Origin of the sequence: Streptomyces sp. NPDC047880 (assembly GCF_040706515.1) — a bacterium.
In the GTDB taxonomy this organism is placed as follows: Bacteria; Actinomycetota; Actinomycetes; order Streptomycetales; family Streptomycetaceae; genus Streptomyces.
This window is the reverse complement of record NZ_JBEZOK010000002.1, coordinates 250550-271386: the sequence shown is the minus strand read 5'-3', so window position 1 is coordinate 271386 and position 20837 is coordinate 250550. Positions and strand designations below refer to the sequence as shown.

Annotated in this window: 16 protein-coding genes; 9 read left to right on the top strand and 7 right to left on the bottom strand. The window is 72.0% G+C overall.

From position 1 onward, the window contains the following. Positions 1-760: 760 nt before the first annotated feature. The 3 genes from AB0937_RS05125 to AB0937_RS05115 all read right to left on the bottom strand — a co-directional run bounded on the left by AB0937_RS05125 (position 761) and on the right by AB0937_RS05115 (position 4576). Entirely contained in the window at positions 761-1633 is an 873-nt protein-coding gene (locus tag AB0937_RS05125) for a trypsin-like serine protease (protein ID WP_366709549.1), read from the bottom strand. 119 nt (positions 1634-1752) lie between these two features. After that, the gene (locus tag AB0937_RS05120; protein WP_366709548.1) at positions 1753-2241 is read right to left on the bottom strand and encodes a hotdog fold thioesterase; all 489 of its coding nucleotides are present in this window, start codon (positions 2239-2241) and stop codon (positions 1753-1755) included. Positions 2242-2296: 55 nt separating this feature from the next. Continuing rightward, complete coding sequence (locus AB0937_RS05115) at positions 2297-4576, bottom strand: FdhF/YdeP family oxidoreductase (RefSeq protein WP_366709547.1); 2280 nt, start codon at positions 4574-4576, stop codon at positions 2297-2299. Between the two features lie 285 nt (positions 4577-4861). On the opposite strand from AB0937_RS05115, the gene polA reads away from it, so the two are divergent. Continuing rightward, entirely contained in the window at positions 4862-7588 is a 2727-nt protein-coding gene (gene polA / locus AB0937_RS05110) for a DNA polymerase I (protein ID WP_366709546.1), read from the top strand. 164 nt (positions 7589-7752) lie between these two features. Beyond that, positions 7753-8487 (top strand): hypothetical protein, encoded by a 735-nt coding sequence (locus AB0937_RS05105; protein WP_366709545.1) that lies wholly within the window; start codon positions 7753-7755, stop codon positions 8485-8487. Here AB0937_RS05105 and AB0937_RS05100 read toward each other — a convergent pair. Then, entirely contained in the window at positions 8405-9262 is an 858-nt protein-coding gene (locus AB0937_RS05100; protein WP_366709544.1) for a DUF4184 family protein, read from the bottom strand. The genes AB0937_RS05105 and AB0937_RS05100 overlap by 83 nt on opposite strands. Positions 9263-9604: 342 nt before the next feature. Here AB0937_RS05100 and AB0937_RS05095 point away from each other — a divergent pair, with 342 nt between their 5' ends. The 3 genes from AB0937_RS05095 to AB0937_RS05085 all read left to right on the top strand — a co-directional run bounded on the left by AB0937_RS05095 (position 9605) and on the right by AB0937_RS05085 (position 12656). Beyond that, positions 9605-11353 (top strand): lytic murein transglycosylase, encoded by a 1749-nt coding sequence (locus AB0937_RS05095; RefSeq protein ID WP_366709543.1) that lies wholly within the window; start codon positions 9605-9607, stop codon positions 11351-11353. A gap of 150 nt (positions 11354-11503) precedes the next feature. Beyond that, positions 11504-11638 (top strand): SPW_0924 family protein, encoded by a 135-nt coding sequence (locus AB0937_RS05090; RefSeq protein WP_366709542.1) that lies wholly within the window; start codon positions 11504-11506, stop codon positions 11636-11638. 25 nt (positions 11639-11663) lie between these two features. Beyond that, on the top strand, positions 11664-12656 hold the full coding sequence (locus tag AB0937_RS05085; protein ID WP_366709541.1) for a DUF3068 domain-containing protein: 993 nt from the start codon (positions 11664-11666) through the stop codon (positions 12654-12656). Here AB0937_RS05085 and hrpB read toward each other — a convergent pair. Both hrpB and AB0937_RS05075 read right to left on the bottom strand, forming a co-directional pair. Further along, positions 12646-15186 (bottom strand): ATP-dependent helicase HrpB, encoded by a 2541-nt coding sequence (hrpB, locus tag AB0937_RS05080; RefSeq protein WP_366709540.1) that lies wholly within the window; start codon positions 15184-15186, stop codon positions 12646-12648. The two genes, AB0937_RS05085 and hrpB, sit on opposite strands and share 11 nt — an antisense overlap. A 65-nt stretch (positions 15187-15251) precedes the next feature. Continuing rightward, positions 15252-16103: a class I SAM-dependent methyltransferase gene (locus AB0937_RS05075; RefSeq protein ID WP_366709727.1), complete on the bottom strand. Its 852-nt coding sequence runs from the start codon at positions 16101-16103 to the stop codon at positions 15252-15254. Positions 16104-16474: 371 nt separating this feature from the next. On the opposite strand from AB0937_RS05075, the gene rpsA reads away from it, so the two are divergent. The 4 genes from rpsA (at position 16475) to AB0937_RS05055 (ending at position 20395) form a co-directional block, all read left to right on the top strand. Then, on the top strand, positions 16475-17968 hold the full coding sequence (gene rpsA / locus AB0937_RS05070; RefSeq protein ID WP_366709539.1) for a 30S ribosomal protein S1: 1494 nt from the start codon (positions 16475-16477) through the stop codon (positions 17966-17968). A gap of 238 nt (positions 17969-18206) precedes the next feature. Further along, positions 18207-19145: a PAC2 family protein gene (locus AB0937_RS05065; protein ID WP_366709538.1), complete on the top strand. Its 939-nt coding sequence runs from the start codon at positions 18207-18209 to the stop codon at positions 19143-19145. Positions 19146-19343: 198 nt separating this feature from the next. Beyond that, positions 19344-19964, top strand: coding sequence for a dephospho-CoA kinase (gene coaE, locus AB0937_RS05060; RefSeq protein WP_366709537.1), 621 nt, complete (start codon positions 19344-19346; stop codon positions 19962-19964). Positions 19965-20014: 50 nt separating this feature from the next. Then, positions 20015-20395, top strand: a complete 381-nt coding sequence (locus AB0937_RS05055) for a tetratricopeptide repeat protein (RefSeq protein ID WP_104779441.1) — start codon at positions 20015-20017, stop codon at positions 20393-20395. 78 nt (positions 20396-20473) lie between these two features. Here the strand turns inward: AB0937_RS05055 and AB0937_RS05050 are convergent, their stop codons facing one another. After that, positions 20474-20815, bottom strand: coding sequence for a DUF6343 family protein (locus AB0937_RS05050; RefSeq protein ID WP_366709536.1), 342 nt, complete (start codon positions 20813-20815; stop codon positions 20474-20476). Positions 20816-20837: the final 22 nt, after the last annotated feature.

The following is a 20837-nucleotide window of genomic DNA, read 5'->3' as shown; positions in this document are numbered from 1 at the left end:
CTTTCACAGGCAGGCCCCGCCCTGGTCGGGGGGTGAGTGCCGCGCTGGTACCGAACTCCCGATGGAGCGGTGACTGGCCGTGACTCTAAGCCCGGGGTAAGGGCAGGGTCAGCGGCGCGGGCTCGCTTGTGACTTTCTTGTTATGACGGCGTGGAAGAGCGGTCCGGGCGGCGGGTCGTCTCGACGGGTTTGGTGGATTTTCGCCGAGGTCCGCATTCTGAGAACCCGCACTTCCGGTTGGCCCTGGGTGAGATCGTGTGCCGCTCTGGCCGCATGGGGCCCCGAAAGAGATCGAAAAGGCCGAGGGGCCGGGCGGGGCCGGAGTGGAAACCGTGGTGCTGTATTGCGCGCGCGTTACGGAGCGTTACGCCGAGGAAAGGGGCGGGCGGCGTCCGGGGAATGTCCGAGCAATCGAAAACGGTGATCTCCACGGCGTTGCGGCGGGGTGTTCCAACGCCGTGGCGGGGATGGGGCCGGACAGGGGGAGGGGGTGGGTGCAGGCGGGCGGCGCGGTGCCGGCCGGGCCCGTGGGACACGATGCGGTGGGGCCGAAGGGCGGCGGCAACTACGCTTTCGACCGGGTGAGTTGGCGGACCCGGTGTGTGACATTGCCCCGGTGGTCTGGCACGTTGATGCCGACTGGCACCGAACTCTGTTCTGAGAAAGCAGAGTTGACGTGCTGAGCAGGTGAAAGCGTGATGCCCCGCCGCCTCGCGGGGGAGCGCGGAGCGACGGGGCGGGGGCGCTGCCGTGCCGAGGGCTACGGCAGCTTCACGAACGGCGCGAGGAAGGCGCGGGCGCCGGGGGTGTCCAGGCGGTAGGTGACGTTGGTCGCGTAGCAGGGCGTGTCGCCGGTGATGGTGGTGGCGGCGAGGACGCTACGGCCGTCGATCACGGCGAAGTTTGGGCCGCCCGAGTCGCCGTAGCAGGCGCCACCGTTGCCCTGGGGCGCGGTCATGGCGAGCCGGGCCCAGGAGTCGTTGAGGGCGTTGAAGGTGACGGGTGCCTTCATCCGGACGCCGCCGCCGGGGTGGGTCTGGCCACCGGGGCCGTTGACGGCCTCCTGGGTGCCGTATCCGGCGACGACCCAGTCGGTGTCGTTCAGGCCCTGCGGGCCGAGCCTGCCGAGCTGGTTCGCGGTGGGCAGGGTGGCCGGGGTGAAGCTCCAGCGGGCCTTGACCTGGGCGGCGGGCAGCTGGATCACCGCGATGTCGCGGGTGTCGGAGGCGGGCCCCGGGTACGCGGGGTGCGTGTGCGCGGTGCCGGGGACGGCGACCGCGGCGGCCTGCGCGGCCGGGTCGCCCGGGTACTTCTTCGCCGCCGCGTCGAGGCCGGACTGCACGTCCTGGTCGAGGGAGACGTGGAACCGCACGTTGTCGGGCCAGTCCGAGGTGCAGTGCGCGGCGGTCAGAAAGGTGTCCGAGTCGACCATGGTGCCGGAGCAGACCCAGTCGACACGGTCGGGGGTCGTGGGGTCGCCGTCGTCGTCCCAGGTGGCCACGAGTGCGCCGACCTCGGTGCGCTCGGGGGCGGGCGTGGCGTTGTAGGAGTTGACGGCGGAGGACGGCAGCGCGGTGGCGAGCACGGCGGCGCACGCCGCCGCGGTCACGGTGAGGGCGCGTACGGAGGTCAAGAGAAACCCTTCTACGGGTGGGACGGGTCTTCTCCTGTGGGGGTGGAGCGCCAGTGAAAGGCCCCGGAGGCGGCCGCGGCAAGACCGCGCCCGGCCCTCCAGGGTTTTCCCTACGTCCGTCAGCCCACGGCGCGGATGTGCTCCTCGTCACCCGGCCGCACGTCGCGCAGCATGCAGGTCAGCCGGGCGGTGCACACCCGCTTGCCGCTCTCGTCCGTGATGACGATCTCGTAGGTGGCGGTGGAGCGGCCCCGGTGCACCGGCGTGGCCACACCGGTGACCAGCCCGCTGCGCACCCCGCGGTGGTGGGTGCAGTTCAGGTCGACGCCCACGGCGATCTTGGAGCTGCCGCCGTGCAGCATCGACCCGATCGAGCCCAGGGTCTCGGCCAGGACCGCCGAGGCCCCGCCGTGCAGCAGTCCGTAGGGCTGGGTGTTGCCCTCCACCGGCATGGTTCCGACGACCCGCTCCGCCGACGCCTCGGAGATCTGGACGCCCATCCGGTTCCCGAGGTGACCCGCGGAGAACAGGGCCAGCAGGTCCACGCCGAGCGCGGCGTACTCGTCGATGACCTCTTGCGGGAACTTCACATGCTGCTGCTCACCCATCGGGCCCGGCTCCGTTCGTCCTCGTCACTCGGCTGCTGTGGTACTGAGCAAACGCTCAGTCGGTCGCCGATTGTTCCAGACGCACCACCACGGACTTGCTGGCCGGGGTGTTGCTGGTGTCCGCGGTGGCGTCCAGCGGCACCAGCACGTTGGTCTCCGGGTAGTACGCGGCCGCGCAGCCCCGGGCCGTGGGGTAGTACACGACGCGGAAACCGGGGGCCCGGCGCTCCACGCCGTCCTTCCACTCGCCGACCAGATCGACGTAGGCACCGTCCGCCACCTCCAGGGCGCGGGCGTCCTCGGGGTGGACCAGCACCACCCGGCGGCCGTTGCGGATGCCCCGGTAACGGTCGTCGAGGCCGTAGATCGTGGTGTTGTACTGGTCGTGCGAGCGCAGCGTCTGCAGCAGCAGGCGGCCCTCCGGCAGCCGCGGGTACTCCACGGGCGCGGCCGTGAAGTTGGCCTTGCCGGTGGCCGTGGGGAAGCGGCGCTCGTCGCGCGGGGCGTGGGGCAGCGCGAATCCTCCGGGGCGGGCCACGCGGGCGTTGAAGTCCTCGAAGCCCGGGACCACGCGTGCGATGCGGTCCCGGATCGTCGCGTAGTCCTTCTCGAACTCCTCCCACGGCGTACGGCTGTTCTCGCCCAGCACCCGGCGGGCCAGGCGGCTGACGATGGCCGGCTCCGACAGCAGGTGCCGGCTCGCGGGCTCCAGGCGGCCCCGGGAGGCGTGCACCATGCCCATCGAGTCCTCGACCGTCACGAACTGCTCGCCGCTGCCCTGGAGGTCGCGCTCGGTGCGGCCGAGGGTCGGCAGGATCAGGGCACGCGCGCCCGTGACCGTGTGCGAGCGGTTCAGCTTCGTCGACACGTGCACCGTCAGCCGGGCCCGCCGCATGGCGGCCTCGGTGACGTCCGTGTCGGGGGACGCCGAGACGAAGTTGCCGCCCATCGCGAAGAAGACCTTCGCCTCACCGTCGCGCAGGGCGCGGATGGCGCGCACGACGTCATAGCCGTGCTCGCGCGGAGGCGCGAAGCCGAACTCCTTCTCCAAAGCGTCCAGGAACGCCGGCGCGGGCCGCTCGAAGATGCCCATGGTGCGGTCGCCCTGCACGTTCGAATGCCCGCGCACCGGGCACACGCCGGCGCCCGGGCGGCCGATGTTGCCGCGCAGCAGGAGGAAGTTGACGACCTCCCGGATCGTGGGGACGGAGTGCTTGTGCTGGGTGAGGCCCATCGCCCAGCACACGATGGTGCGTTCGGAGGCCAGGACCATCCGCAGGGCCTTGTCGACGTCCTCCCGGGTCAGGCCGGTCGCCGTGAGCGTCTCGTCCCAGTCGGCGGCGCGGGCGGCCTCGGTGAACTCCTCGTAGCCGTGCGTGTGCTCCCGCACGAACGCCTCGTCGACCGCGCCGTCCGTCTCCAGGATCAGCTTGTTCAGCAGGCGGAACAGGGCCTGGTCGCCGCCGATGCGGATCTGCAGGAACAGGTCCGTGAGCGCGGCGCCCTTGACCATGCCCTGCGGGGTCTGCGGGTTCTTGAAACGCTCCAGGCCCGCCTCCGGCAGCGGGTTGACGCTGATGATCTTCGCGCCGTTGTCCTTCGCCTTCTCCAGCGCGGACAGCATGCGCGGGTGGTTCGTCCCGGGGTTCTGCCCCGCGACGATGATCAGGTCGGCCTGGTGGAGGTCCTCCAGCAGGACGCTGCCCTTGCCGATGCCGATCGTCTCCGACAGGGCCGAACCGGACGACTCGTGGCACATGTTCGAGCAGTCGGGCAGGTTGTTCGTGCCGAGCTCGCGCGCGAACAGCTGGTAGAGGAACGCGGCCTCGTTGCTGGTGCGGCCGGAGGTGTAGAAGACGGCCTCGTCCGGGGAGGAGAGCGCGTCGATCTCCTCGCCGATGATGTCGAAGGCGCGCTCCCAGGTGACCGGCTCGTAGTGCGTGCCCCCCTCGGGGAGGTACATGGGGTGAGTGAGCCGGCCCTGCTGTCCCAGCCAGTAGCCGCTGCGGCCGGCCAGGTCGGCGACCGGGTGCGCGGCGAAGAACTCGGGCGTGACCCGGCGCAGGGTGGCCTCCTCGGCCACGGCCTTCGCGCCGTTCTCGCAGAACTCCGCCTTGTGCCGGTGCTCCGGCTCGGGCCAGGCGCAGCCGGGGCAGTCGAAGCCGTCCTTCTGGTTCACGCTCAGCAGCGTCAGCGCGGTGCGCTTCACGCCCATCTGCCGCTGTGCGATCCGCAGCGTGTGCCCGATCGCCGGGAGCCCCGCGGCCGCGTGCTTCGGCCCGGCGACCTGCGGCGCGTCCTGGACCGGATCGCTCTTGGGCGGCTTCGACGCCATCGCACACTCCCCTTCGACTGCGCTGTGAGGTAGGTCTCCGAATCCTCGCACGCGGGGGTGACGGCGGTGGCGGCCGGGCCGGTGGAGGGCGGGACGGCGCGGGGTGAGCCGGGTCCCGGTGCGGGGGTGTCCGGGGGCGTGGGACCGGCGGGGTGTGCGGTGGGGTCGGCCGGGTGTCCGCAGGGCGTGCGTGGGGCCGGTGGGGGCGTCGGCAGGGCACGCCCCGGGCCCGGCACCCGCCGGGGCCGGGGCCGAGTGTCAGTGGGGCGTGGCAGGATCGGGGGCGTGGCAGAGACAGCATCGAAGACGACCGACCAGACCTCCGGCGGCAGCCGGCCGCGACTGATGCTCATGGACGGGCACTCGCTGGCCTACCGCGCGTTCTTCGCGCTGCCCGCGGAGAACTTCACCACCGCGACGGGCCAGCCGACGAACGCGATCTACGGCTTCGCGTCGATGCTGGCCAACACGCTGCGCGACGAGGCGCCCACGCACTTCGCGGTCGCCTTCGACGTCTCCCGCAAGATTTGGCGGTCCCAGGAGTTCACGGAGTACAAGGCGAACCGCTCCAAGACCCCGGACGAGTTCAAGGGCCAGGTCGAGCTGATCGGCGAGCTCCTGGACGCGATGGGCGCCCAGCGCTTCGCGGTGGACGGCTTCGAGGCCGACGACGTCATCGCCACGCTCGCCACCCAGGCCGAGGCCGAGGGCTTCGAGGTGCTGATCGTCACCGGCGACCGGGACTCCTTCCAGCTGGTCAGCGAGCACACCACGGTGCTGTACCCGACCAAGGGCGTCTCCGAGCTGACCCGCTTCACCCCGGAGAAGGTATTCGAGAAGTACGGGTTGACGCCCGCGCAGTACCCCGACTTCGCGGCCCTGCGCGGCGACCCCTCCGACAACCTCCCCGGCATCCCCGGCGTCGGTGAGAAGACCGCCGCGAAGTGGATCAACCAGTTCGGCTCCTTCGCCGAGCTCGTCGAGCGCGTGGAGGAGGTCAAGGGCAAGGCCGGCCAGAACCTGCGCGACCACCTGGAGTCCGTCAAGCTCAACCGCCGGCTCACCGAGCTGGAGCGCCAGGTGGAGCTGCCCAAGGGCGTCTCCGACCTGGAGCGGGCCGCCTACGACCGCAAGGCCGTCGCGATGATCCTGGACACCCTGGAGATCCGCAATCCGTCGCTGCGCGAGCGGCTCTTCGCCGTCGACCCGGGTGCCGAGGAGGCCGAGACCACCCCGATCAGCGCCGAGGGCGTGGAGCTGGACGGCACGGTGCTCGGCACCGGCGAACTGCCCGCCTGGCTCACCGAGCACGGCACGCAGCCCCTCGGCATCGCCACGGTCGACACCTGGGCCCTCGGCACCGGCTCGGTCGCCGAGGTCGCCCTCGCCGCGGCCGAAGGCCCCGCCGCCTGGTTCGACCCGTCCCAGCTGGACGAGGCCGACGAGCGGGCCTTCGCGGCCTGGCTCGCCGACGCCGGGCGGCCCAAGATCCTCCACAACGCCAAGGGCGCCATGCGCGTCTTCGCCGAGCACGGCTGGAGCGTCGCGGGCGTCACCATGGACACGGCCCTGGCCGCGTACCTGGTCAAGCCGGGCCGCCGCTCCTTCGACCTGGACGCGCTGTCCCTGGAGTACCTGCACCGCGAGCTCAGCCCCGCCGCCGCGGCCGACGGCCAGCTGGCCTTCGGGGCGGACGAGGGCGCCGAGGCCGAGGCCCTGATGATCCAGGCCCGGGCCGTCCTCGACCTGGGTCAGGCCTTCGAGAGCCGCCTGGAGGAGGTCGGCGCCGCCGACCTGCTGCGCGACATGGAGCTGCCCACGTCCGCCCTGCTCGCCCGCATGGAGCGGCACGGCATCGCGGCCGACCGGCCTCACCTGGAGGCCATGGAGCAGATGTTCGCCGGTGCCGTCCAGCAGGCGGTCAAGGAGGCCCACGCGGCGGCCGGGCACGAGTTCAACCTGGGCTCGCCCAAGCAGCTCCAGGAGGTCCTCTTCGGCGAGCTGGCCCTGCCCAAGACCAAGCGCACCAAGACCGGCTACACCACGGACGCCGACGCCCTCGCCTGGCTGGCCACGCAGACGGACAACGAGCTTCCGGTGATCATGCTCCGCCACCGCGAGCAGGCCAAGCTGCGCGTCACCGTCGAGGGCCTGATCAAGACGATCGCCGCGGACGGCCGCATCCACACCACGTTCAACCAGACGGTCGCCGCCACCGGCCGCCTGTCCTCGACGGACCCCAACCTGCAGAACATCCCGGTCCGCACCGACGAGGGCCGCGCCATCCGCCGTGGTTTCGTCGTCGGCGAGGGCTTCGAGTCCCTCATGACGGCCGACTACAGCCAGATCGAGCTGCGCGTGATGGCGCACCTCTCCGAGGACGAGGGCCTCATCGAGGCGTTCACCTCCGGCGAGGACCTGCACACCACGGCCGCCTCCCAGGTCTTCGCCGTCGAGCCGACGGCGGTGGACGCCGAGATGCGCCGCAAGATCAAGGCCATGTCGTACGGCCTGGCCTACGGACTGTCCGCGTTCGGCCTCTCCCAGCAGCTGAACATCGAGGCCGCGGAGGCCCGCGCCCTGATGGACGCGTACTTCGAGCGGTTCGGCGGCGTACGGGACTATCTGCGCCGGGCGGTCGACGAGGCCCGGGCGACGGGTTACACGGCGACGCTCTTCGGCCGCCGCCGCTACCTCCCCGACCTCAACAGCGACAACCGCCAGCGCCGTGAGGCCGCCGAGCGGATGGCCCTCAACGCACCCATCCAGGGCACGGCGGCCGACATCGTCAAGATCGCCATGCTGAAGGTGGACGACGCCCTGAAGGACGCCGGCCTCGCCTCCCGCATGCTCCTGCAGGTCCACGACGAAATCGTGCTGGAGATCGCCCCAGGGGAGCGGTCCGCCGCCGAGGAACTGGTCCGCAGGGAGATGGCGAACGCCGTCGGCCTCCGTGTCCCCCTGGGCGTCTCGGTGGGCTCGGGCCCGGACTGGGAGTCGGCAGCGCACTAGGCCTGCGGCCCGCCAGCGGGTTGAGAGGGACGGGCGCCGGGGGCGGGGCGGGCCGGGGCGTCAGGATCTCCTGGCCACCGGCCCGCCCGGCCGCCGCGGAAACCGTCACTCGCGTGGCCCCCGAGAAAGCGCCCCCGCCCCCGGCGGTCGCAAGGATGCGGGGCATGGGTATACGCACGCTCCTCACCCGCACGGGCCCAGGCGTGGCACCGCAGCCCGTCCCGGCGTTCGAGGCCGCCGCGAGTACGGTTCGCGTCCCTGTCACCTTCGGTACGGCACTGCGCCAGGCGACGGCGGACCTCCGGCGGCGCCTGGCCGCCACCGGGCGACGGCCCACCGGCCCCGTGGGCACCGGCCGCCTGGCCGGCACCGACGCCCCTGCCGTGACGGCGGCTCTGCCCGGGGCGGGCGGCCCGACCCCCGCTACCGCCATCGTCGCCGCCGACGCGCTGGCGGCCCTGACCGGCCTTGCCGGGGCCGACGCTGTGGCTGCCCTCTACGGTCTCGACCGCACCGGGGCGCTGGCCGTCCTGACCGGTCTCTTCGGCACCGACACCGTGGCCGCCCTCGACAGCACCGAGGCGTTGGCCGTTCTGACCGGCCTCTTCGGCACCGACGTCACGCCGACCCGCACCGATCCGGCCGCCGCCCGCAGCGTCGCAGCCGGCCCACCCGGCGGCCGTGACAGGCCGCGCAGAGCCTGTCGTCGCCCTTGGGCCCGGCTCGCCCGTGACTGCCTGGCCCTCGTCCTCACCCTGCTCCCTCGCCCGGCACGCACCACCATCACCGTGTACATCACGACGAGCGACGCCTTCGTCAGCGACCGGCCGGACGACTCGGCTCGGCATCGGCGGCAGGGGCAGGACCGGTGGGGGCCGGAACCGGACGCCGCACCCTGACCACCAGGGCGTAGAGCAGCAGCGCCGGGACGAGACCCGCGCCCGCGCCGAAGCACACCGTCGGAATGATCTCCCACGGTTTCGCCGCCGAGCCCCAGTACGCCCACCACCGCGACGCCCGCTGCACCGCCCCCACCAACGCGAAGCCGCAGATCACGGCAGCGGCCGCCCATCGGTCCCGTACTGCCAGCGCGGGAACCCCCACCGGCTCGCCCCGGGGCGCCCGCCGCAGCGCGTGCGTCACGAACACGGCGATCACGACCGCGGCCACCGCCGAACCGCCGTACTGCAGGTACCAGTACAGCGGTGAGCCCGCCACCTCCCGGCCCAGGACCGGAAACAGCCGCATGCCCCACCGGTCGAGGTGCGTGAACGCGTCCCACACCACATGGGTCGACGCACCGAGCACCGCGGACGCGTACCACCGCGCCACCAGCGCGGGCCCCACCCGCGCACGGGGCGCCCCGCACCGCAGCAGGGCCGCCACCCGTCCCTGCCGGGCCCGCGGCAGCAACGCGACGAGCGGTTCACGCACCAGCAGCCACAACCCCACCAGCGCCCAGGCGATGAGCACGTCGACCGTGAACACACCCGGGAACCCGTGCGTGACGTCACCGAACTCCATCGCCCCAGCAAGGACACTTGCCGCGTAGTAGGTCATGTCGGGTGCGAAGGAACCCGCCACGAGGACGGCGGGGACCAGGGGGCCCCGGCCGGTGCCGTCGGCGCGGACGGCGGGCAGTACTGCTGCCGCATGGCTCAGCGTGAACGGCAACTCGGCTCCTCGCGACGGTCGTTGCACCAGGCCGGAGTGTCCGGCGGTCGGTGGCCCAGTATGCGGGATGAGACCTTGCCGGCCGATGTCACCAGCGCACATGGCCAACTGGTGAAAAACGGTCACGAACGGGTGCCCGGGCAAAAGAAGTTGTCGTAGGGTCGCCAGAGTCGTCGTGCGGGGAGCGCGTCGAACGCGTGACCGCGGTCAAGTGCAGAGCACGTAAGAGAACAGAGTTGTGGCCGTCGGAGGGCAACCCCTCAGGCGGTTGGATCGTCACAACAGGGCGAACACTGCAGACGTAGACCGGACGCTCGGGCGTCCACGGGAGGGGTTCACTCTATGGCGGCGCAATTCGGCAGGAGGCTGCGCAAGGGGGCGGCGACCACCGCCGTGGCCGCGGTAGCGGTCGCGGCCCTGTCCGCCTCCCAGGCTCCGGGCGTGAACGACCACGGCAGACAGACCGCCGCCGACGCCACCCCCTCACCGGAGGCGAGTGCCTCCGACGGCAGCGCCACCGGCAACTCGCCCTATTACACGGACCTGCCCCCGCTCAAGAGCCCGAATCCGTCTCCGTCCACGGGCCCCGGTCCCGGCGGCACGGGCGCCACGGAATCCGGCATCCCCGCGACCGTCCTCGACGCCTACAAGAAGGCCGAGGCCTCACTGCGCGAGGCCAAGCCCGGCTGCAACCTGCCCTGGCAACTCCTCGCGGCCATCGGCCGGGTGGAGTCGGGGCAGGCCCGCGGCGGCCGCGTCGACGCCGACGGCACCACCCTCAAGCCGATCCTGGGTCCGCAGCTCGACGGCAACGGCTTCGCCCTCATCAAGGACACCGACGACGGCGCGTACGACGGCAACAGTTCGTACGACCAGGCCGTCGGCCCCATGCAGTTCATCCCCTCCACCTGGGCCTGGGCCGGCCGCGACGGCAACGACGACGGCAAGAAGGACCCCAACAACGTCTACGACGCCGCGCTCGCCGCCGGCCACTACCTGTGCCGCAACAACTGGGACCTGTCCCAGCAGAGCGAGCTCGACCGGGCGATCCTCAGCTACAACAACTCGCGGGATTACCTGAACCTCGTCATGAGGTGGCTGGACTACTACCGCAAGGGCGCGCACGAGGTCCCGGACGGCACCGGCACGTTGCCCGGCAACCGCAGCGACGACGGCGCGGGCGCGAGCCCGACGCCCACCGTCCCGGGCGCGACGACCCCGGCCGGCTCGACGCCCGGGCCCAAGCCCAGGCCCGACAAGCCCGGGACGCCGCAGAAGCCCGGCGGGGGCGGCACGGCGCCCTCGAAGCCGCCCACGACACCGCCCGGCACACCGTCCACGCCGCCCACCACACCCCCCACCCCCACCGACACGGTGGACCACCTGGAGGACGCCGGAACCGCGAAGCTCACCGCCATGGCCGGCGACGCGTTCGACCGGCGGATCAGCACCCGCGCCGAGACGGAGGCGGGCAAGGCCGTCGCCAAGGTCAGGGTCCGCTTCACCATCGTCGGCGACACCGACACCACCTTCACCGGCGGTGAGGACGTGGCCACGGTCGCCACCAACAGCTCCGGCGTGGCCGTGGCACCCGTGCTGCAGGCGGGGGAGAAGACCGGCACCGTCACCGTCCGCGCCACCGTGGTGGGCCGCGCCGTTCCGGGTCTCGACTACAAGGCCACGGTCACCGAGCGCGCCGCCGACGCCCTCGCCCGCACCGGTGACGCCGCGCTGACCTGCGCCCCGGGCGGCACGTTCGCGAACCAGGTCGAGCTGAAGGCCACGTACAAGGGCGCCGTCGCCGACGGTGTCGCGGCCACCGCCACGCTGATCAAGTCGGCGGACGACCCGACCGTCACCGACAAGGGCCCCTACTTCAAGGACGCCGACGGCAAGACCGTCCGCACCCTCACCGGTCTGAAGACGGACGCCAAGGGCCTGCTGAAGCTGCCCAAGCTGTACGCGGACGACACGACCGGCACCTTCCTGCTCCGGGTCACCACGGCAGGCGGCGCGACACTCACCGTCGAACTGACCGTCGCGGCGGCCGAGACGTCCTCGCCGAGCCCGTCGGACAGCCCGAGCGCGTAGCTCTCAGGTACGACAGGCGACGCCCCTCCTTATAAGGAGGGGCGTCGTTGTGTGTGCAACGTGTTCTCATCTCCGCCGCGCGTTGCTACGGTGCCGATAGAGCTGACGGTGTATCAGTTCCGGCTGTCGCGCCCCCTGGGGAGGCTCCGTATGCGCGCCCTCATCGCCGCCGCCACCGGTCTCGCCGTCGCGTTCGCCGTGGTCCTGGCGCTGACCGCCCTCGGCTCCCCCTCGGGCGGTACGTCCCCGGAACCGCTGCTGACGACCGTGCCCGCACACCCCTGACCGCCCGCCCGGGAGGGAGGCCGCGATGCGCCGCAAGGCCGGCCTGGTCCTGCTCGCCCTCGCCGTGTTCTTCGCGGCCCTGTCCCCGCTCCTGCGCTGGTACGCCTTCCCGCGCCTCGCCAAGGTCCCTGCGAACCAGTACCAGGACATGGTCCTGGAGGCGAAGGACGCCACCCTCCTCGACTACGGCACGATGAAGGCCGAGAAGGTCTCCAAGGTCACCATCGTCCAGACCCTCAAGGGCAACGTGGAGGCCTCCGAGCGGATCGAGGAGTCCGCGGGCCGGGACGTGGTCGTCTGGGACGGCCTGTCCTACGTCGTCGGCCCCGACGGCGCGATGGTCTCCAAGATCCCCGAGCGCTACATCTTCGACGCCCACACCCAGGAGCCCGTCCACGCCACCGGCGAGATGGTCGACGGCGATCCGGTGCGCCGCCGGGGCCTCGAGTTCAAGTGGCCCTTCCTGACCGAGAAACGGGACTACGAGTACTTCGACGCCCAGGCCCGCGTCACCGCGCCCATCACCTACGAGGGCACCCGTGACTTCCGTGGCCTGGAGGTCTACTGCTTCGAGCAGACCATCCCCTGGACCAAGGTGAAGATCCCCAAGACCCTGCCCGTCAAGGGCCTCACCCCCGAGGCGGTGGCGAAGACCGGCACGACCCGCTGGTACACCACGGTCCGCAGGTTCTGGGTCGAACCCCTCACCGGCGCCCCCGTGTACGGGGAGGAGATCCACAGGGAGGAACTGCGCGGCGGCACCCTCCTGGGCGACCGCGACAAGGTGACCGCGTTCGCCGGCCACGTGAAGATGCGCGAGGACTACATCACGCACACGGTCGACCTGGTGAAGTCCCAGCGGCTGCTCGTCCTGCTGATGACGTCCTACCTGCCCTGGGGTTTCCTGGCGCTCGGCGTCCTCCTGCCGGCCCTCGCGCTGTACCTGGAGGCCCGGGCCCGCCGCCCCTCGGGGCCGGCCCGCACGGCGGCCGGGAAACCGTCGTCGGTCAGCGCCTGAGCCGCGCGTTGGTGTGCCGCGTCGGCTCGGCACCCGCCGGGTCCTCGGGCCACGGATGCTTCGGATACCGCCCCCGCAGCTCCGCCCGCACCCCCTTGTAGCCGTCCCGCCAGAACGAGGCCAGGTCGGCGGTGACGGCGGCCGGCCGCCCGGCCGGGGACAGCAGATGCACCAGCAACGGCACCCCGGCGACCCGGGGCGACTCCTGCAGCCCGAACATCTCCTGCAACTTCACCGCCAGCACGGGCTGTTCGGGCCGGGAGTAGTCGATCCGGACCCGCGACCCGCTCGGCACCGTCAACCGCTCCGGGGCCAGTTCGCCGAGCCGCCCCGCCTGACCGGAAGCCCAGGGCAGCAGCCGGGCGAGCGCCTCCCCGGCGTCGATCCGCGCCAGATCGGCCCGCCGTCGTGCCCGGCCGAGCTCCGGCTCCAGCCACTCCTCCACGCGCGCGTGCAGCGCCTCGTCGGACACGTCCGGCCAGGGCTCACCCAGATGCAGGCGCAGGAACGCGAGCCGCTGCCGCAGGACACCGGCCTCCGCCGACCACCGCAGCAGTCCGAACCCCTCCCGCCGCAGCCCGTCGAGCAGCGCGCCGCGCACGAGGCCCGGATCGGCGTCCTTGAGCGCCCGCACCGCGAGCTCCACGGCCCCCAGCCGCTCCACCCGGCGCGCCACGACGTCCCCGCCGTCCCAGCGGACCTCGTCCCGCTCCTCCAGCAGGGCTGCCGCGGCGAGCCGGGCCACGTCCTCGTCCACGACCGCCCCCGACTGCACGCGCGCGTGCCCCCGGCCGACGGGCCGGTCCGCAACGGCGACGGCGACCCACTCCGCATCCCGCAGCGCACTTCCCGCGCCGACCTCCGCCCGTGTTCCGGACACCATCAGGTGCGACCCGCCATCGGCCCTGGCGACCCGCTCGGGAAAGGCGAGAGCGGCGACGAGGCCCGCTCGGCGATCCTCGGAGAGTTTGCCGAGGACTTCTGGCCCGGCCTCCGGACGCCGGTCACCGGCAGGTGGGTGGGACATCTCCCCGACGGCGGCCCGCAGCCGCCGGACCTCACTGCGCCACCGCGAGGAATAGGCGTCACCCCCACGCCGAGCACGACGCAATGCACCCGCCAGATCATCGCCGTAGTCCCGCGGAGCCTCCTCGCTCAACAGGGCGACGACCTCCGCGGCCCGCTCGGCCCCCACGAGCGGCACGGAGTCCACCAGGGCCCGCCCCAGCCGGGGATGCACACCCACCCGCCCCAGTACGACTCCCCGCTCCGTGGCCCGCCCGACGGGGTCGACCGCCCCCACCGCCGCCAGGACCTCCCGTGCCGCCGCCATGGCCCCGCTCGGCGGCCCGTCCAGCAGCGCCAGCCCGGACGCGTCCGGATCCCCCCAGCACGCCACCTGCAGCGCGAACGCCGTCAGGTCGGCCACCTTGATCTCCGGCGACGGATACCGCGGCAGACGCGCGTCCTCGGCCTCCGCCCAGCAGCGGTACACCGCACCCGGAGCCTCACGCCCGGCCCGCCCCGCCCGCTGCCGCCCGGCGGCCTGCGACGCCCGTACCGTCGTCAGCGCGCTCAACCCGCGCGCGTGGTCCACCCGCGGCTCGCGCGCCAGTCCCGAATCCACGACCACCCGCACCCCGGGCACCGTCAGCGACGACTCCGCGACGGACGTGGCCAGCACGACCCGCCGCCGCTCCCCGGGCGCCAGCACCGCGTCCTGCACGGCCGCCGGAGCCCTCCCGTGCACCTGGAGCACCTCGACGTCCCCGAGCTCCCCGAGCTGCCCGGCGACCCGGGCGATCTCGCCCACGCCCGGCAGGAAACACAGCACGTCCCCGTCCCGCTCCGCGAGCGCACGCCGCACCACGGCCGACACGTGCGTCAGCAGCGCCGGATCGACCCGCATCCCGTGCGGCGGGCGCACGGGCCGCGCCGGAGGCGCCCACACGGTCTCCACCGGGTGCGCGCTGCCCCGCGCCTCGACCACCGGCGCCCCGCCCAGCAGCCCCGCCCACCCCTGTGCGTCGGTCGTCGCCGAGGCGGCCACCAGCCGCAGATCCGGCCGCAGCGTCTGCCGTACGTCCCACAGGAACGCCGCCGCCGTGTCCGCGTCCAGGTGCCGCTCATGGCACTCGTCGAGCACCACCACGTCGGCACCGGACAGCTCCTGGTCCCGTTGCAGCCGCTGCACCAGCACGCCGGTCGTGACGACCTCCACGCGCATGTTCCGCCCGACGACCCGTTCCCCGCGCACGGTGTAGCCGACGCTCCCGCCGGGCTTCTCGCCCAGTAGCCACGCCATCCGCCGGGCCGCCGCCCGGGCCGCGATCCGCCGCGGCTCGGCCACGACCACGCGCCGCCCGGGCCCCTCGCCGAGCAGCCCCGCCAGCGCGAGCGGCACCAGGGTCGTCTTGCCGGTGCCGGGCGGCGCCACGAGGACCGCGGTGCCGTGCCCCTCCAGCGCCTCGGTCAGGGCGGGCAGGGCACCGCGGACGGGCAGGGACTCCAGGGCGTCGTAACGGATCACGCCCTCAGTGTCGTACGACAGGCCTCAGTGTCGTACGACAGGGACGAGGTCCCACGCGCGCGTGCTCAGTCGTTCCCCCGGCCTTCGGCCGGGGGTGCCCCCATCTCGCTTCGCTCGCAGACGAAGATCGCCGTACCCGGGATCAGGTTCCCGCGCAGCGGCGACCAGCCGCCCCACTCCGAGGTGTTCCAGGCGGGCCACTCCGGCTCCACCAGGTCGACCAGCCGGAAGCCCGACGCGACGACGTCCCGGACGCGGTCGCCGAGCGTGCGGTGGTGCTCGACGTAGACCGCCCGGCCCTCGTCGTCCTGCTCGACATAAGGAGTGCGGTCGAAGTAGGAGGCCGACACCGACAGGCCCTCCGGCCCCGGCTCGTCCGGGAAGGCCCAGCGGATCGGGTGCGTCACCGAGAAGACGAGACGTCCGCCGGGCCGGAGCACCCGGCGCACCTCGCGCAGGACCTGACGCGGATCGGCGACGAAGGGCAGCGCTCCGTACGCCGAGCAGGCCAGGTCGAACGAGCCGTCGGCGAAGGGGAGGGCGCCCGCGTCGGCGCACACCAGGGGAAAGGAACCGCCGATGCGCAGCGCGTGCTGGAGCTGCCGGTGCGAGATGTCCAGGGCGACCGGGCGCGCGCCCTGGGCGGTCAGCCAGCGCGAGCACTGGGCGGCGCCGGCGCCGATCTCCAGGACGTCCCGGCCCTTCAGCTCCTCCGGCGGACCGAGCAGCTCGGCCTCCACCTCGTCCAGACCCTCGGGGCCCCACACGAAGCGGTCGTCGCCGAGGAACGTGCCGTGCTCGACCTGGTACTCGTCCGCGTTGCGGTCCCACCAGCCACGATTGGCGCGGGAACTCTCCGAGGCACCGGCATCGCGCCGGGTGGCCTCGGGCTCGGACGCTTCGGACTCTTGGATGATCGGCTCCCTCGTATTAGTCTGCGGCTCCTCCGCCCGGCCGGTCCCGGCGGTGTCGCAAAGGGGGCGTCGCGCGCCGCGCGTGGCCTCGGACGACAGGACTTGTGCCGGGTTTGCGGCGTTCGCCCCGCGTGGGCGGCTTCGCGCATTGACCCTGCCCGGCCGTCCCCGTATGCTACAAGTTGCGCTGCGGGCCTGCGCACCTCAGACGTAGCAGGCTGCGCTCGCATCTGTATGTATGTCCCCTCGGTTGTCGAGGCGCCACCGTTTTTCGGAGTGGCGCTTCCTTGGCTGTCCGGCTTCTGCAGAGCGAAACGGGCTCCCGGCGTAGCAGTACCTACGACTTCAATGTCCGTACCGGAGCCCTTTCCCACATGACGAGCAGCACCGAGACCACCGCCACCACCCCGCAGGTAGCGGTCAACGACATCGGTAACGAGGAAGCCTTCCTCGCCGCGATCGACGAGACGATCAAGTACTTCAACGACGGCGACATCGTCGACGGCGTCATCGTGAAGGTCGACCGGGACGAGGTCCTGCTCGACATCGGTTACAAGACCGAAGGTGTGATCCCGAGCCGCGAGCTCTCGATCAAGCACGACGTCGACCCCAACGAGGTCGTCGCCGTCGGTGACGAGATCGAGGCCCTCGTCCTCCAGAAGGAGGACAAGGAAGGCCGCCTGATCCTCTCGAAGAAGCGCGCCCAGTACGAGCGTGCCTGGGGCACCATCGAGAAGATCAAGGAAGAGGACGGGATCGTCACCGGTACCGTCATCGAGGTCGTCAAGGGTGGTCTCATCCTCGACATCGGCCTCCGTGGCTTCCTCCCGGCCTCCCTGGTCGAGATGCGCCGCGTCCGCGACCTCCAGCCCTACGTGGGCAAGGAGCTCGAGGCCAAGATCATCGAGCTGGACAAGAACCGCAACAACGTGGTCCTGTCCCGCCGTGCCTGGCTGGAGCAGACCCAGTCCGAGGTCCGCCAGACGTTCCTCACCACCCTCCAGAAGGGTCAGGTCCGTTCCGGCGTCGTCTCCTCGATCGTCAACTTCGGTGCCTTCGTGGACCTGGGTGGCGTCGACGGTCTGGTCCACGTCTCCGAGCTCTCCTGGAAGCACATCGACCACCCCTCCGAGGTTGTCGAGGTCGGCCAGGAAGTCACCGTCGAGGTCCTCGACGTCGACATGGACCGCGAGCGTGTCTCCCTGTCGCTGAAGGCGACCCAGGAAGACCCGTGGCAGCAGTTCGCCCGCACCCACCAGATCGGCCAGGTCGTGCCCGGCAAGGTCACGAAGCTGGTTCCGTTCGGTGCGTTCGTCCGCGTGGACGAGGGCATCGAGGGTCTGGTCCACATCTCCGAGCTGGCCGAGCGCCACGTGGAGATCCCGGAGCAGGTCGTCCAGGTCAACGACGAGATCTTCGTCAAGGTCATCGACATCGACCTCGAGCGCCGTCGCATCAGCCTCTCGCTGAAGCAGGCCAACGAGTCCTTCGGTGCCGACCCGTCCGCGGTCGAGTTCGACCCGACCCTGTACGGCATGGCCGCGTCCTACGACGACCAGGGCAACTACATCTACCCCGAGGGCTTCGACCCCGAGACCAACGACTGGCTCGAGGGCTACGAGACCCAGCGCGAGGCGTGGGAGACCCAGTACGCCGAGGCGCAGCAGCGCTTCGAGCAGCACCAGGCGCAGGTCATCAAGTCCCGCGAGGCGGACGAGAAGGCCGCTGCCGAGGGTGGCGAGGCCGCCGCTCCGGCCGCGTCCGGTGGCGGTTCGTACTCCTCCGAGGGCCCGGACAACTCCGGCGCGCTGGCCTCGGACGAGGCGCTTGCCGCGCTGCGCGAGAAGCTGGCCGGTGGCCAGAGCTGAACGCTCGCCACTGAGGCATAGCCGATAGCTGAGGGGCCGTACCTTTCGAGGTGCGGCCCTTCGGTGTGCTCGGGCTGCACGGCCGTCGTCCGGCTGCCGGCCGGGGGGCTTCTCGCGCACTTCCCCGCGCCCCTGAAGGGGCGTTGCTCCCGCCGCCAAGATCATGAATCTCCTCCTGCAGGAATGCCCGCGCCCGCAAGGGCGTTGTGGAGTGTGAACACGAGGAGGAGCGGTCACTGTGCTTGATCCGCAGGGTTTGTACGCCTGGGAGCCGAAGGGACTGGCGGTCGTCGACATGGCGCTCGCCCAGGAGTCGGCCGGACTTGTCATGCTCTACCACTTCGACGGATACATCGACGCGGGGGAGACCGGTGACCAGATCGTCGACCGGGTGCTCGACTCCCTGCCCCACCAGGTCGTGGCCCGCTTCGACCACGACCGGCTCGTCGACTACCGCGCCCGCCGCCCGCTGCTGACGTTCAAGCGCGACCGCTGGAGCGACTACGAGGACCCCGCTCTCGAGGTGCGGCTCGTGCAGGACGCCACCGGCGCGCCCTTCCTGCTGCTGTCCGGCCCGGAGCCGGACGTGGAGTGGGAGCGCTTCGCCGCCGCCGTGAAGCAGATCGTGGAGCGGCTCGGTGTCCGCCTCTCCGTGAACTTCCACGGCATCCCCATGGGCGTCCCGCACACCCGGCCCGTCGGCCTCACCCCGCACGGCAACCGCACCGACCTCGTCCCGGGCCACCGCAGCCCGTTCGAAGAGGCACAGGTTCCCGGCAGCGCCGAGTCCCTCATCGAGTACCGCCTGCTCCAGGCCGGGCACGACGTCCTGGGTGTCGCCGCCCACGTGCCGCACTACATCGCCCGTTCTCCCTACCCGGACGCGGCCCTGACGGTTCTGGAGGCCATCACGGCCGCCACCGGACTGGTCCTGCCCGGCATCGCGCACGCCCTGCGCTCGGACGCGCACCGCACACAGACGGAGATCGACCGGCAGATCCGCGAGGGCGACGAGGACCTCACCGCGCTCATCGACGGCCTCGAGCACCAGTACGACGCCGTCGCGGGCGCCGAGACCCGGGGCAACATGCTCGCCGAGCCGGTGGACATCCCGTCGGCGGACGAGATCGGCCAGGAATTCGAGAAGTTCCTGGCTGAGCGAGAAGGCGACAACTGAGCCGGGTGGATTGAGCCGGGCGAAGGGGTGACCTGGGGGTGACCCGGGTCGGGCCAGTGGTCCGGGTCGGCGAGGCGAGGCGATGCGTACCGCGCGAGGGCGTCGGCGCGGGTCGGGTGAGGCGGACCGGGTGCCCGCGAGGGAGATGGCCCGGCCCGGGCGAGAGCCCTGCCGGTGGCAGGGCCTAAGCTGCGGACCATGCTGAAGGTGGGCCTGACCGGCGGGATCGGTGCCGGCAAGAGCGAGGTGTCACGGCTGCTCGTCGCGTGCGGGGCCGTGCTGATCGACGCGGACCGCATCGCGCGGGAGGTCGTCGCACCGGGGACGCCGGGGCTCGCCTCGGTCGTCGAGGCCTTCGGGGAGGAGATCCTCGCCGCCGACGGCAGCCTGGACCGGCCCCGCCTCGGCGCCATCGTCTTCGCCGACGCGGAGAGACTCGCCGTCCTCAACTCGATCGTGCACCCCCTGGTGGGCGCGCGCTCCCGCGAGCTGGAGGAGGCCGCAGCGGAGGACGCGGTCGTCATCCACGACGTCCCGCTCCTCGCGGAGAACGGCCTCGCGCCGCTGTACGACCTGGTGATCGTCGTCGACGTGGCCCCCGAGACCCAGCTCGACCGGCTCGTACGCCTGCGCGGCATGACGGAGGAGGACGCCCGCGCGCGGATGGCCGCCCAGGCGACGCGCGAGCAGCGCCGCGAGATCGCCGACATCGTGATCGACAACGACGTGCCGCTGGAGACGCTCGAGCAGCGCGTGAAGGACGTGTGGTCCGAGCTGGTGCGCAGGTCGCAGGCCTCCCGGCCGGCCTCCACGGAATAGCGGCAGCCCGCGGGGGCGTTGAAGCCGTGCAGTGAGGGAAGGACTCAGCCGTGCCCGAGACCAGCGGTCCGACCGGACGTACCCCGGAAACGCATGTCATCGACTTCCGTGCCGCCGAGCAGCTCCTCGCGGCGCGGGACCCCAGGGGCGCGGTGAAGCTGCTCGACGGCGTCATCGCCACGCACCCGGAGAACACCGCTGCGCGGCTGTTGCGGGCGCGTGCCTTCTTCGCGGCGGCGCAGCTGAGGCCTGCGGAGCTGGAGTTCCAGATCGTCCTGGAGCGGGAGCCGGACAACGCGTTCGCGCACTTCGCGCTCGCCCGTACGTATGAGCGCCAGGGCCGCCCCGACCAGGCGAAACGCCACTTCCGTCTTGCTGCCGCGCTCGACCCGAATCCGGAGTTCCTGAAGGCCGCGCGCTTCGATTCGTGACGCTCGTGAGACTGTGAGGCACTTGGCCGCGTGCGCCTCATGGGCGTGGGTGGTCTGCCGGCTGGCGGGTGGTGCGCCCTATGTGCCGTCCTCGGGCGGCCGGCGGGATGGTGCCTCTCGTGCGTGCTGGTCCGGCGGCAGGCGGGGCGGTACGCCTCGTGGATGTTCGTTCAGTGGCTGGTAGGGCGGGATGTCGGGGCCCGGCTGGTAGTGCGGGCCCTGCCGGATGTGGCGCAGGACCACGACCAGGTCGACGGTCACGATCAGCAGCAGTGTCCCGCAGGCGATCGCCCACCCGCTCCGCCCGGCGAGGGCGAACGCCACCGTCCCGAAGAGCGCCCAGACCAGCCCCCACAGGCTCAGCCAGAAGCGGGCCCGCAGGGCACTGCGCGCGGTCCGCGGTTCACTGCCTGTACGCATCGTCGGTCACCACTCCTGTCTG